Source organism: Xenorhabdus hominickii, from assembly GCF_002632725.1.
GTDB lineage: Bacteria > Pseudomonadota > Gammaproteobacteria > Enterobacterales > Enterobacteriaceae > Xenorhabdus > Xenorhabdus hominickii.
Map to the genome: position 1 here is coordinate 190,658 of NZ_NJAI01000003.1, position 13,680 is coordinate 204,337.

Annotated in this window: 10 protein-coding genes; all 10 read left to right on the plus strand. The window is 42.5% G+C overall.

Annotated features, from left to right (window positions below; all coding sequences use genetic code 11):
- Positions 1 to 100 precede the first annotated feature (100 nt).
- On the plus strand, positions 101 to 1,225 hold the full coding sequence (locus Xhom_RS44715; protein WP_069316954.1) for a patatin-like phospholipase family protein: 1,125 nt from the start codon (positions 101 to 103) through the stop codon (positions 1,223 to 1,225).
- A gap of 11 nt (positions 1,226 to 1,236) precedes the next feature.
- Positions 1,237 to 2,007 carry a TatD family hydrolase gene (locus Xhom_RS44710; protein WP_069316953.1) on the plus strand — a complete coding sequence of 257 codons (771 nt, stop codon included), beginning with the start codon at positions 1,237 to 1,239 and terminating at the stop codon, positions 2,005 to 2,007.
- Positions 2,008 to 2,355: 348 nt separating this feature from the next.
- Positions 2,356 to 3,621: a NupC/NupG family nucleoside CNT transporter gene (locus Xhom_RS44705; RefSeq protein ID WP_198148783.1), complete on the plus strand. Its 1,266-nt coding sequence runs from the start codon at positions 2,356 to 2,358 to the stop codon at positions 3,619 to 3,621.
- Positions 3,622 to 3,839: 218 nt separating this feature from the next.
- On the plus strand, positions 3,840 to 4,619 hold the full coding sequence (gene deoC / locus Xhom_RS44700) for a deoxyribose-phosphate aldolase (RefSeq protein ID WP_069316951.1): 780 nt from the start codon (positions 3,840 to 3,842) through the stop codon (positions 4,617 to 4,619).
- Between the two features lie 84 nt (positions 4,620 to 4,703).
- Positions 4,704 to 6,071, plus strand: a complete 1,368-nt coding sequence (deoA, locus tag Xhom_RS44695) for a thymidine phosphorylase (protein ID WP_069316950.1) — start codon at positions 4,704 to 4,706, stop codon at positions 6,069 to 6,071.
- 80 nt (positions 6,072 to 6,151) lie between these two features.
- Complete coding sequence (gene deoB, locus Xhom_RS44690) at positions 6,152 to 7,375, plus strand: phosphopentomutase (protein ID WP_069316949.1); 1,224 nt, start codon at positions 6,152 to 6,154, stop codon at positions 7,373 to 7,375.
- Positions 7,376 to 7,450: 75 nt separating this feature from the next.
- On the plus strand, positions 7,451 to 8,167 hold the full coding sequence (gene deoD, locus Xhom_RS44685) for a purine-nucleoside phosphorylase (RefSeq protein WP_069316948.1): 717 nt from the start codon (positions 7,451 to 7,453) through the stop codon (positions 8,165 to 8,167).
- Positions 8,168 to 8,898: 731 nt separating this feature from the next.
- Positions 8,899 to 9,441, plus strand: coding sequence for a fimbrial protein (locus Xhom_RS44680; protein ID WP_069316947.1), 543 nt, complete (start codon positions 8,899 to 8,901; stop codon positions 9,439 to 9,441).
- A gap of 549 nt (positions 9,442 to 9,990) precedes the next feature.
- Positions 9,991 to 12,699: an outer membrane usher protein gene (locus Xhom_RS44675; RefSeq protein ID WP_069316946.1), complete on the plus strand. Its 2,709-nt coding sequence runs from the start codon at positions 9,991 to 9,993 to the stop codon at positions 12,697 to 12,699.
- 143 nt (positions 12,700 to 12,842) lie between these two features.
- Positions 12,843 to 13,601, plus strand: a complete 759-nt coding sequence (locus tag Xhom_RS44670) for a fimbria/pilus periplasmic chaperone (protein ID WP_069316945.1) — start codon at positions 12,843 to 12,845, stop codon at positions 13,599 to 13,601.
- Positions 13,602 to 13,680: the final 79 nt, after the last annotated feature.

A 13,680-nucleotide genomic window follows, 5' to 3' on the forward strand; every position in this document is an offset into this window, starting at 1 on the left:
AAAATTTTACAAACAGGTTGTTTGAACAACAATATACTGATAGATATTCGACATGCGGATTATGCTTTGATGTCGTTATTGATTTTGAGGGAGGAGAATAGTGGGGAAACATATTCCAATAACGTTGGGTAATATAGAACCTTTAGCTTATAAATCACAGATCAAACCAGGAAAAATAGCGCTTGTTTGTGAAGGTGGGGGCCAGCGAGGTATTTTTACAGCAGGTGTTTTGGATGAATTCCTTCGTCTTAGCTTTAATCCATTTGAGTTGTTTCTTGGGACATCGGCAGGAGCCCAAAACCTCTCGGCTTATATTTGTGGTCAGCAGGGTTATGCCCGCAGAGTGATCAACCGTTATACAACCGATCCCGCTTTTTTTAATCCATTTCGTTTTGTTCGCGGTGGGCACCTGATCGATCTGGATTGGTATATTGATACTATATCTGAACAATTACCACTCGATATCACAGCAGCGATGCGCCAGTTTGATGCAGGGCGTGAATTCTACATGTGTGCCTGTCGTGCTGATAACTTTAAACCTGATTATTTGCATCCTGATGACAAAAATTGGATGGAAATCATTAAAGCCTCCAGTGCTATTCCCGGTTTTTATCGTAATGGTGTCTCCTTTGGCGATGTAATCTATCAAGATGGTGGTATTTGCGATGCTATTCCTGTGCAAGAAGCTTATCGCCGTGGTGCAGATACGATTGTTGTGATCAGGACAGTTCCTTCACAGCCTTACTATACTCCTCAGTGGTTCAAGAGAATGGAACGCTGGTTGGAAACCAGTAGTTTGCAAAAGATGGTCAAAATGCTCAATCTTCACGCCCAGAGTTACCGTCGGACGCAGGAATTTATCAAAAAACCACCGGATGACGTGCAAATATTCGAAATTTATCCACCTGCACCATTGGCTACGATGGCGTTGGGCAGCAAAATTAGGGCATTAACTCAGGATTACCACTTGGGACGGCGTTGTGGTCGATACTTTTTGGCGACTATTGGTCATACTTTTGTGGGTGGGAAATTTGGGCAAGCAGAACGCAAGAGTTATGGTGTATGCCGTAATAGCTTAAGTACTGATGGCGTCAATCGTCATTGCTTCCGGCGAAACCATTTCCTGAATAATATAGAACGTTCGGTAGCCGATGTGCCCATTGTTGAGATAGTTGATAACGTTCCGCCGACAGAGAAAATAGTGGTGAACAACACGGACAAGTAACGGACAAATAGATGTTTATCGATACACATTGTCATTTTGATTTCCCTCCCTTTTTGGGTGATGAAATAACGAGCTTAGAACAAGCCAGACGAGTGGGAGTGGAAAAAATTATTGTGCCTACAGTCAGCGAAAGGAATTTTCAGCGAGTTGTTGCGTTAGCAGAAAATTACCCTGCAATCTATGCTGCTTTGGGGTTACATCCACTCTATATCCGTGAACATCAAAGTGCTCATTTGGATGAGTTGGCTCAGAGGTTACAGGAAAAAAATGCCAAATGCGTAGCCGTCGGGGAAATTGGTCTTGATCTTTATATGCCAGAACCGCAGTTTGAGAAGCAAAAAAGTGTGTTGGAAGCGCAGGTAAAGCTGGCTAAACAACATGATTTACCGGTGATACTGCACTCCAGAAAAAGCCATGATCAATTGGCTGCCATTTTGCGAAAGCATAAATTGCCCCGCACAGGGGTAATTCATGGTTTTGCGGGCAGTTTATCTCAAGCTCAAGCTTTTATTCGACTGGGTTTCTACATTGGTGTAGGGGGAACGATTACTTACGATCGGGCACAAAAAACACGTCATACGATTTCACAACTCCCCCTGTCATCTTTGGTTTTGGAAACAGATGCACCGGATATGCCATTGTCGGGATACCAAGGGCAGCCAAACCGACCAGAAAGAGTTGCTGCGATTTTTTCAGTACTTTGTGACTTGCGCCAAGAATCATCAGATGAAATTGCTAATCAAGTTTATCAAAATAGTATGGCATTATTCGAACTGAACTGATCTTAGTCAGTGAGAATTAAAGAGATTTTAGTATATAAAACATTCGATTGGTTTTTAGTAATCATTAATGATGTTTAACTTATATTGCTTGCTTATTTATCCTTTTTTTTACCATTTTACCCGTAAGATTATCTAATCCCCCCGAAATTAGATGGTTTTATGTGACGGGTATCTCATTTTGCGTTTTTATATTACTTTTTGCTGTATTAATTTGTGAAGTTAGTTACTTGTTCCTTTTAGGTACTAGGTATAATCGGCTCACACACAATGTCAGTAGAAACTCACAAAATAACTGACATATTTTTATTATTCATTCAGTGAACAGGGATTCTTCCAATGCAACTCTTTATGAGCCTGGTCGGGATGGCAGTGCTGATTTTCATCGCAGTACTCTTCTCCAGTAACTATCGAGCTATTAAAATCCGTACTGTCCTGGGCGCCTTTCTGATTCAGGTTGCTATTGGGGCATTTGTGCTTTACGTGCCAGCGGGCAAAGACATTCTAGGGGGAATGTCAAGAGGTGTGTCCAACGTGATTGGATATGGTCAGAAAGGAACAGACTTTATTTTTGGCGGATTAGTCTCTGACAAAATGTTTGAATTGTTCGGTGGCGCTGGCTTTATTTTTGCCCTGCGTGTTCTGCCAGTAATCGTTTTCTTCTCCTCACTTATTGCGGTGCTGTATTACATGGGCATCATGCAGATCATCATCAAAGTATTGGGTGGTGGCTTGCAGAAAATGTTGGGAACATCACGCACTGAATCTTTGTCTGCGACAGCAAATATTTTCGTAGGCCAAACCGAAGCACCTCTGGTTGTTCGTCCTTATATTGCGACCATGACCCAATCTGAGCTGTTCGCCGTTATGTGTGGTGGATTGGCTTCTGTAGCAGGTTCAGTATTGGCGGGTTACGCATCTATGGGTGTTCCACTGGAATATCTGATTGCAGCTTCCTTTATGGCTGCGCCGGGTGGTTTGCTGTTTGCTAAACTGATCGTACCTGAAACCGAAGAAACACACGATACCGTTGATGCAATGTCTCTGATTGCAGCGGAAGATCGTCCAGCCAATGTCATTGATGCCGCAGCATCGGGCGCAGCATCAGGTATGCAACTGGCTTTGAACGTTGGTGCAATGCTGTTGGCATTCACCGCATTGATTGCTTTGCTGAATGGTATTTTAGGTGGCATCGGCGGCTGGTTCGATTACCCTCAATTATCCATGGAATTGGTGTTGGGCTGGGTGTTTTCGCCAATTGCTTACCTGATTGGTGTTCCATGGCATGAAGCGACTATCGCGGGTTCTTTCATCGGCCAGAAAGTCGTGGTCAATGAATTCGTGGCATTCATGAACTTTGGTGAATACCTGAAAGCAGATGATGTTGTTCAGGCTGCAGGTCTGCAAGTGCTTTCCGACCATACTAAAGCGATTATCGCTTTTGCTCTGTGTGGCTTCGCTAACTTGTCTTCTGTTGCTATTCTGTTGGGTGGCTTGGGTGGTATGGCACCAAACCGTCGTGGTGACATTGCACGCTTTGGTATCAAAGCTGTACTGGCCGGTTCACTCTCTAACTTGATGAGTGCAACTATTGCAGGCTTCTTCCTCGCGTTGTAATACGTAGAAAGTGAGTCTCAAATTAAATGCAGGTGAGGTTTCTCACCTGCTTTTGTTTTTCCTGAAAGCAGAAAAACAAAATAAAAAAGCAAAATGAAAAAGCAAAATAGTGCGGAGAGAAGGAACTCTGTTGTTGTTGTGGTATATAACCATAGCGATATCTTCAAGGAACCAAGTCCGCTCACCAACAAACGAACCTAATACCGTTGGAGAGTTTTATGACCGATTTAACCGCCGCCGCTCAGCGTGCGCTGAGTTTGATGGATTTAACGACACTTAATGACGATGACACAGATGAGAAAGTGACTGCACTTTGTCGTCAAGCTAATAGTCCTGCCGGACATACCGCTGCTGTCTGTATCTACCCTCGTTTTATTCCTGTGGCACGTAAGGTATTACGTGAACAGGGAACCCCTGATATTCGTATTGCCACCGTGACCAACTTCCCACATGGCAACGATAATATTGATATTGCACTGGCTGAAACTCGCGCTGCTATAGCCTATGGTGCTGATGAAGTGGATGTTGTTTTCCCTTATCGTGCCTTGATGGCAGGCAATGAACAAATCGGTTTCGAGCTGGTTAAAGCTTGCAAAATGGTTTGTGCTGAATCCGGTGTTTGGCTAAAAGTGATTATTGAATCCGGTGAATTAAAAGAAGTTGACCTGATTCGTAAGGCATCAGAAATTTCAATTAAAGCCGGTGCGGATTTCATCAAAACCTCAACAGGTAAAGTTCCCGTTAACGCGACGCTGGAAAGTGCTGAAATCATGCTGAGTGTTATCCGTGACATGGGCGTGGGTGAAACCGTTGGTTTTAAACCTGCTGGTGGAGTGCGTACTGCCGAAGAAGCGGAACAGTATCTGATGCTGGTTGGACGTATCATGGGAGACAAATGGGCTGATTCCCGTCATTTCCGCTTCGGTGCTTCCAGTTTGTTGAGTAGTTTGCTGACCGTGCTTGGACATCAGGGCCAAAAGCAGAACAGTAGTTATTGAGATCAATAATGACTTATTCAATACGCACTAAGATAGTGTGTATTACTGCCATTCTTTTCAGATAATAATGATTGGGGGGTAGCTTTGTTGCTGGCACAGGAAATAATCCGCAAAAAACGTGATGGTCACCCTTTGAGTGCAGAAGAACTCCGTTTCTTTATTAATGGAGTGCGTGATAACACGGTCTCCGAAGGGCAGATCGCTGCATTGGCAATGACCATCTATTACCATGATATGACGATGGAAGAGTGCGTTGCCTTGACATTGGCAATGCGTGATTCTGGTACAGTCTTAGATTGGAAGAAATTGAACCTCCCCGGCCCGATTGTGGACAAGCATTCAACGGGCGGAGTAGGTGATGTTACCTCTCTGATGCTTGGGCCGATGGTGGCAGCCTGTGGGGGATATGTACCGATGATCTCTGGACGGGGTTTGGGACATACCGGAGGCACACTGGATAAATTAGAGTCTATCCCCGGTTTTGACATTTTCCCTGATGAGCAGTGTTTCCGTGACATTATTCGGGATGTGGGAGTTGCAATTATCGGGCAGACCAATTCATTAGCACCTGCGGATAAACGCTTTTATGCGACGCGTGATATTACTGCGACTGTTGATTCCATCCCTTTGATTACCGCTTCGATCTTGGGTAAAAAACTGGCCGAGGGATTGGATGCACTGGTAATGGATGTGAAAGTCGGCTCAGGTGCATTCATGCCGACTTATGAACAATCAGAACGATTGGCTGAGTCCATCGTCAGAGTAGCCAATGGGGCTGGTTGTAGAACAACCGCGTTATTGACAGATATGAATCAAGTCTTAGCATCCAGTGCCGGCAATGCGCTGGAAGTGCGTGAAGCTGTTCAATTCCTGACAGGAGAATACCGTAATCCTCGGTTATTTGAGGTGACAATGGCATTGTCTGCTGAAATGCTGCTGTCAGGTCATCTGGCAACTGATCGTGATGATGCCCATCGTAAGTTACAGGCGGTGCTGGACAGCGGCAAAGCCGCTGAAATATTTGGTCGTATGGTGGCTGCACAGAAAGGGCCAGTTGATTTCGTCGAAAATTACCCCCGTTATCTACCCACTGCCGGATTCAGCAAGCCAGTATTGGCAGGAGAAAGGGGCATCGAAAGTGGCATTGTTACAGAGATGGATACCCGAGCGTTGGGAATGATTGTTGTTGCATTGGGAGGTGGTCGTCGTAAAGCGGCCGATCCTATTAATTACAGTGTGGGGCTGAGTAATATCGTTGCGTTGGGGACAAAAGTGAATGCAGATACCCCTCTGGCGATGATTCATGCTAATAGCGAGAACGCTTGGCATGAAACCGCAGAAGCAGTACGTAACGCTTTTGTTTTTAATGATACAGTTTTTGATGAAACCGTTTTAGAGAAAACCAAGGTAAAAACCGGCACGCCAATGGTTTATCGTCATATCAGTGAATAAACCATCACAAGTATTTAAAATAGATTTTAATAGCTGGCAGTTTCCGCATTGATAGGCGTGAATTGACGCAGGAGAAAATTATGAAACGTACATTCATCATGGTATTGGATTCCTTTGGTATTGGTGCAAGCGCAGATGCTGGAAAGTTTGGCGACCAAGGATCTAACACCTTAGGGCATATCGCAGAACAATGTGCCCGTGGTGAGGCTGATATCGGCCGTAAAGGGCTATTAACCCTACCGAACCTGAGCCGGTTGGGATTGGGCAAAGCAGCGGAAGAATCCAGTGGAACTTTCCCGGTTGGTCTGGATAAAGATGCCGAAATTATTGGCGCCTATGGTTATGCAAGTGAACTTTCTTCTGGTAAAGACACGCCATCAGGTCACTGGGAAATTGCGGGCGTTCCGGTTTTGTTCGATTGGGGATATTTCCACGACGAAGAAAACAGTTTTCCACAAGAATTGTTGGATAAACTCGTTGAACGTGCCAACCTGCCGGGATATCTGGGGAACTGCCACTCTTCCGGTACGGTTATCCTGGATAAACTGGGCGAAGAGCACATGAAAACCGGCAAGCCAATTTTCTATACTTCTGCGGATTCTGTTTTCCAGATTGCCTGTCATGAAGAGACATTCGGCTTAGATCGTCTCTATGAGCTGTGTGAAATCGCTCGTGAAGAGCTGAATATTGGCGAATATAATATTGGCCGTGTGATTGCCCGCCCATTTGTAGGGGATAAAGTGGGTGATTTCCAACGTACCGGTAACCGTCATGATTTGGCGGTTGAGCCACCAGCGGCAACCATCCTGAAAAAGTTGGTTGATGAAAAACAGGGTGAAGTCGTTTCTATTGGTAAAATTGCTGATATCTACGCGAACGTGGGGATCACGAAAAAAGTCAAAGCGACGGGAATTGATGCTTTGTTTGATGCTTCACTGATTGAAATGGAGCAGGCCGGAGATAACACCATCGTATTTACCAATTTTGTTGATTTCGACTCCTCTTACGGCCATCGCCGTGATGTTGCCGGTTATGCGGCAGCACTGGAACTGTTTGATCGTCGTCTGCCAGAAATGCTGAAACTGGTTAAAGAAGATGACATTCTGATCTTTACCGCTGACCATGGTTGTGACCCAACTTGGGCGGGTACTGATCATACACGTGAACACATTCCTGTTTTGGTATACGGCCCTAACGTTAAACCAGGTTCATTAGGGCATCGTGAAACATTTGCCGACATTGGGCAGACAGTGGCGAAATATTTCGACCTGACGCCGATGGATTACGGGAAAGTGATGTTTTAATTTTTGTGGGAGGTCAATTGGCTTTCCTCGATTTTCACCTATTTTGATACGTAATAAAAACAAGGAAATAAATTTATGGCTACCCCACATATTAATGCTGAGATGGGCGATTTTGCTGATGTTATTTTGATGCCGGGTGATCCACTGCGTGCAAAATATATTGCGGAAACCTTTTTGGAAGATGCCCGTCAAGTGAACAATGTTCGCGGTATGTTGGGCTTTACGGGTACTTACAAAGGCCGTCGCATCTCTGTTATGGGCCACGGTATGGGTATCCCATCCTGTTCAATCTATGCCAAGGAATTGATCACTGAATTTGGTGTGAAAAAGATCATTCGTATCGGCTCCTGTGGTGCAGTTAGTGAAGACGTTAAAATCCGCGATGTTGTGATTGGTATGGGAGCATGTACCGATTCCAAAGTGAACCGCCTACGTTTTAAGGATCATGATTTTGCGGCGATTGCTGACTTTGAGCTGGTTCGTAACGCTGTTGACGCTGCTAAGGCGAAGAATATCAACACGCGCGTTGGTAATATTTTCTCTGTAGATCTGTTCTATACGCCAGATCCTCAGATGTTCGACGTGATGGAAAAATACGGTATTCTGGGGGTTGAAATGGAAGCGGCGGGCATTTACGGCGTTGCTGCTGAATTTGGCGCAAAAGCACTGGCTATTTGTACTGTTTCTGACCATATTCGTACTGGCGAACAAACAACTGCTGAAGAACGTCAACATACATTTAATGACATGATCGAAATCGCGCTTGAATCCATTTTACTGGGTGATAATTAAAAAAGCGTAAATAGTTTTATCACTTTATATAGAAATTATAAGCCCTTTCCATTATTGGAGAGGGCTTTTTATTTGTAAGTCGTGTATTGGCTTGATGTATTTTTTAAAATATGTTTGGTCTATTTATGTAATAGGTATTTTCTTTTTTACTAATTTGCTTAAAAAATGAGTAAAAATAATAAAATTAACAATGTAAAAATTATTTTTTAGAAATAATAATATTTATTAATAATTATCTTGACAATTATATTTCTTGGGGAATGTTTTAGTTTTATTTTGAAATAGTCGATAATATCGATAATAAAATCCGAATGTTATAGTTATGTCAGGATAATAAATTTTTTATTTTTTTAAGAAATATAAAATAGAGCAAGAAAGCAGCATGAATTAAGATTCTAAATTACTAAACATCACCCGATATAACTCAGTGTAATAATCCGAATTTAAAAATTTATTAGTAAAATATACTACTCATTACACGTACTTTTTTGCAAAAACTCATATTTCATATGACGTTAAAGCACATAGCTAGTTTTATCGCCTGAAATTTGACTTAAGAATCATTATGTAGAATGATATTTACAGTTTCGGTCATTTTGACTACTTATGATTTGAGTCAAGAAACTAAATAATAATTTGCCTAAGCGCCTAAGTGTCAGAAATTAATTTCTGTGCTTCGGCTTCCTTTTGGCTATCAATATCTATTTAACATTTAAAGGCATAAGTTGATTATGAAACTTAATAAATTGGCAATGGTTTTAGGTTTTGGTGTGGCTTTAACTGCGGGAGCGGCAAGTGCAGCTAACCAAGGTAGCGGTACAGTTAGATTCACTGGTGCTATCATTGACGCGCCTTGCTCAATCAAAAACACCAATATCGAAGTTAATATGGGACAAATTTCTAGCGATAAACTGCAAAATGGTGGCCGTTCAGAATCCAAATTGTTCAAAATTGAATTAGAAGGTTGTACTGATCAAGCTAAAAAAGGCTTAACAACAACTTTCACTGGTCAGAACAATTACGGTTTAGCTTCTCAAGGGCTGCTGGGCATTGAAGGAACTGCTAAAGGTGCAGCAATCGCTATCACTAACGCTGCTGGAAAAATCATTCCTATGGGTACAGCATCAGACGTAATGTCTTTGAACGAAGGCAACAACGATCTGAATTTCGCCGCTTACCTGCAAGGTGTTAAAGCAAGTGATGACAAAGGTGCGAGCTTAGTCGTTCCTGGTAACTTCACTGCTATTGCTAACTTCTCTTTAGCGTACCTGTAATATTACAAATAAGCAGATAATTTTTAGTAGCTGAATATCAGGAAGTTCACTTTTATCTTTGTTTAGGATTTCCTGATAATATATTTAGGGTATTTCTGGGATTAACACGTTAGTAGAAAACGTGATCATAGTATTCTGTAATGAGCTCTGTTTTATTGATATAGATCAAGATCGCTGTTAATTCATAGTAACAAAAAATTAACAACAGAGTTATCCCTATAGTGGTAAATTGAAATACCCTTTTTTATTTAACCTACGGTGTTCTCTATTGGCTGTATTCGGAAAATAAAGATTTTTTGCCATACAAAGGTGATTTTTAATGGCATACCGATGATGACATGTTTCCTCTACTTCCCGCATTCCGGTATAACTAGTGAAGCACAAACAGAGAACATAGCATATTATGGATTAAGCAGGACATGTGGCTATCTCTGCAACCCTCATTATCGGTCAGGGTCCTCAAATTTAGATCGATGAATTTTAATGATGTCATGTATTAAGTGAAAAGTTTTGCACACTTAAGACGTGTCTGTATCAGACAGCGGCTAAATTCAAATCGGATTATTAACGATTCATTGTTCAGAGGATGCTATGGCTTTGTTTTCAGATTCTATGAATCATGTTTTTTCATCTTTTAATAAAAAATTGAACAGTAATAGAAAAAATGTCTTTAATAAAAATAAAGTGGTTAATAAAAATAAGACATCGAACAAAATAAAAACAAAAAAATTAATATACGGAATTAAGCCGCTTTCTGTCTTTGTATTGTTTGCATTATCGGGTATTAATGTTGGCTATTCTAAGCCTATTGAATTCAATACTGATGCATTGGACATCGGTGAACGAGCTAATATTGATTTGGATAAATTCGCTCGTTCAGGTTATATCATGCCGGGTAACTACATCATGAGTGTCCGGATGAATAAGAATGAATTTCCAGATACCTATACTATCGATTTCATTGCGCCCGCTGATGATCCAAAAGGGAGTGAAGCCTGTATATCTCCCGAATTAGTAAATCATATTGCATTGAAGTCGCAGTGGGCAGAAAAATTAGGTTGGTACAACGATGGGAAATGTCTTGATCTCAATACCCTGCCAGGCATGTCAGCCAGAGGCGATCTGGCTACTTACACATTGTATTTAGTTGTACCCAAAATCTATCTGGAATATGACTTACCGGACTGGGATCCACCATCCCGTTGGGACGACGGAGTAGCTGGGTTATTGTTTGACTATAACTTCAATGCTCAAACATCCAAACCAACTCACGGCAGTAATAATCAACAGTTAAGTGCTAATGGTACTGCCGGTATGAATGCCGGAGCGTGGCGTTTCCGGGCTGACTGGCAGGCCAGATATGAGCGTTCCAAAAATAAGGGCGATAAATCGTATTACGCAGATAATTCAAAGGGAAGAGAGCGTAATTGGGATTGGAGCCGTTATTACATGTACCGTGCGATCCCTCAATTGGAATCGAAATTGACATTGGGAGAGGATTATCTCAATTCCAATATTTTCGATAGTTTCCGTTATACGGGAGTGAGTTTGGTCACCGATGAAAATATGTTGCCGCCGAATCTGCGTGGATATGCTCCTGAAGTTTCGGGTGTCGCAAGAACTAATGCCAAGGTGACTGTCAGTCAGATGGGCAGGGTGTTGTATGAAACGCAGGTTGCTTCTGGCCCATACCGTATTCAGGATCTCAGTGATGCTGTGTCAGGCACATTGGATGTCAGAGTTGAAGAGCAGGATGGCAGCATACAGGAATTTAAGGTCAATACCGCTACGATCCCTTATCTGACGCGCCCCGGACGTGTGCAGTACAAATTGATTGGGGGGCAATCCACTAATGATAAACACCGTCGTGAAGGGCCCGCATTTGGTATGGGGGAGTTCTCTTGGGGGATCAATAACGGTTGGTCATTATATGGCGGTCTTTTGGGGGCGGGTGATTACAATGCCTTGTCTCTGGGGATCGGCCGCGACTTGATGATGTTTGGTGCATTGTCGTTTGACGTGACGGAATCAAGGGCAAAACTGCCGAGAGAAAATAAAACCTTCACAGGTGGATCTTATCGTCTCAGTTATTCGAAACGTTTTGATCAATACAACAGTCAGGTGACGTTTGCCGGATACCGCTTTTCAGAACGTGATTTTATGAGTATGGGGCAATATATTGATCGCCGCTATCGCAACAATACTTCTGATAGTGGAAAAGAGCTTTATACCATTATTTTCAATAAACAGTTTACGGATATTGGTCTCAGTGCCCATTTAAACTATAGCCATCAAACCTACTGGAATCGGCCGACAAACGATCGCTATAACCTTTCTTTATCTAAGTATTTGGATATCGGACGTTATAAAAATATCAACGTCAACTTATCGGCTTATCGCAACAATTTTGACGATAAAAAAGATGATGGCATGTACCTGGGTCTTTCCATTCCTTGGGGAGAAAGTGGCACCATCAGCTACAGCGGGATTGTTAATCGTCAGGGTAATTCGCATAGGGCAAGTTATTTTGACCGTATTGATGACCGTAATAACTATCGTATATCAGCGGGAACTAGCATTGACGGTAAGGTGACAACGGACGGTTATTATACCCATTATGGTGACAAAGCATTGCTGACTGCCAGCGCCAGTTATCAGGATGGCGGTAATACTTCGGCAGCACTCGGCTTACAAGGTGGAGTAACAGTAACCGCACATGGTGCTGTTTTACATCGTATCAATATGCCGGGTGCAACTCGCCTGATGGTGGATACGGAAGGTGTCAGGAATGTCCCGATTAGGGCATTCGGTTCAGCGGTGCATACCAACTTTTTTGGTAAAGCTGTGTTGGTAGATGTGAATAACTATTTCCGTAATACGGCAAATATTGATCTGGATAACTTACCGGATGATGTAGAAGCACTGCGCTCTGTGCAGCAAGCAACATTGACGGAAGGCGCTATTGGCTATCGTAAATTCCAGGTTATGTCAGGTATCAAGGCGATGACGATTATCAGTTTACCTGACGGTTCATTCCCACCTTTTGGTGCATCCGTCATGAATGCAGCTCAGCGGGAAATTGGGATTGTGAGTGATGATGGATACGCTTACCTGAGTGGAATGAACAAAGGAGAAAAGCTGAAAGTGCATTGGGGTGGGCAAGCACAATGTGAAATCACCGTGCCTGATGAAGTTGCAGAAGCATCTTTGGCTTCACTTTTGCTGCTATGTCAGTTTTTAAAAGGCGAAGATAAGTAAATTGTAATAAAACAAACCAAGAAGTTGCTATTAATTAGCGTATTATATTGATTTAATTGGTTTAAAGCGTGCGAATATTAGTTGGCACAGTCATATAAACATTCGCTTATTTTGAGCACGAGCAACACGAGTAAACGGACATTATGAAACTGAAAAAAATTCTCATGATAACTGCCATAACAGTGACAAGCCTGATGTCAGTACATCAGGCGATGGCAGCAATAGCGTTGGATCGTACCCGAGTGATTTTTAACGGTGATGTGAAATCAGTTAGCCTGAACATTGAAAATCAGCACCTTGATTTGCCTTATTTGGCACAGGCATGGATTGAAGATGACAAGGGAAATAAGATCAATAGCCCACTTGTGGTTGTTCCTCCAGTACAGCGTGTTGAAGCGGGAGCGAAGAGCCAAATCAAGATTCAAACACTACCTGCGGTGGCTCAATTACCACAAGATCAAGAAAGCTTGTTCTATTTCAATATTCGTGAAATTCCACCACGCAGTGAGAAACCCAATGTTTTGCAAATCGCTTTACAGACGCGTATCAAGCTGTTCTACCGCCCAGAAGCGGTGATTGCACGCCGTATAGATATCGATAACCCATGGCAGGAAAAACTCACCTTAACCCGTCAGGGAAACCAATATTTGGTGAATAACCCAACACCTTATTACGTCACTATTTCTGAAGCATCCAACAAAGTGAATGGCAAAAGTGTAGAGGGTTTTCAACCTTTGATGTTGGCCCCTAAAAGCAGTGAAAAACTGGGTGGTTCAACTAATTCACTGGGCAATACACCCGTACTGACCTACGTCAATGACTATGGTGGTCGTCCACAGCTAACATTCAGCTGTAGTGGTGATACCTGCACTGTGGCAAAAGTAGTAAATGAAGAAAATTAAATTAATTAACTAGATTTCGAGTTGCATTAAGGCGGCAATCATCAGGTTGTGATGGGGTTCTTTAGGTAAACGGATTTTT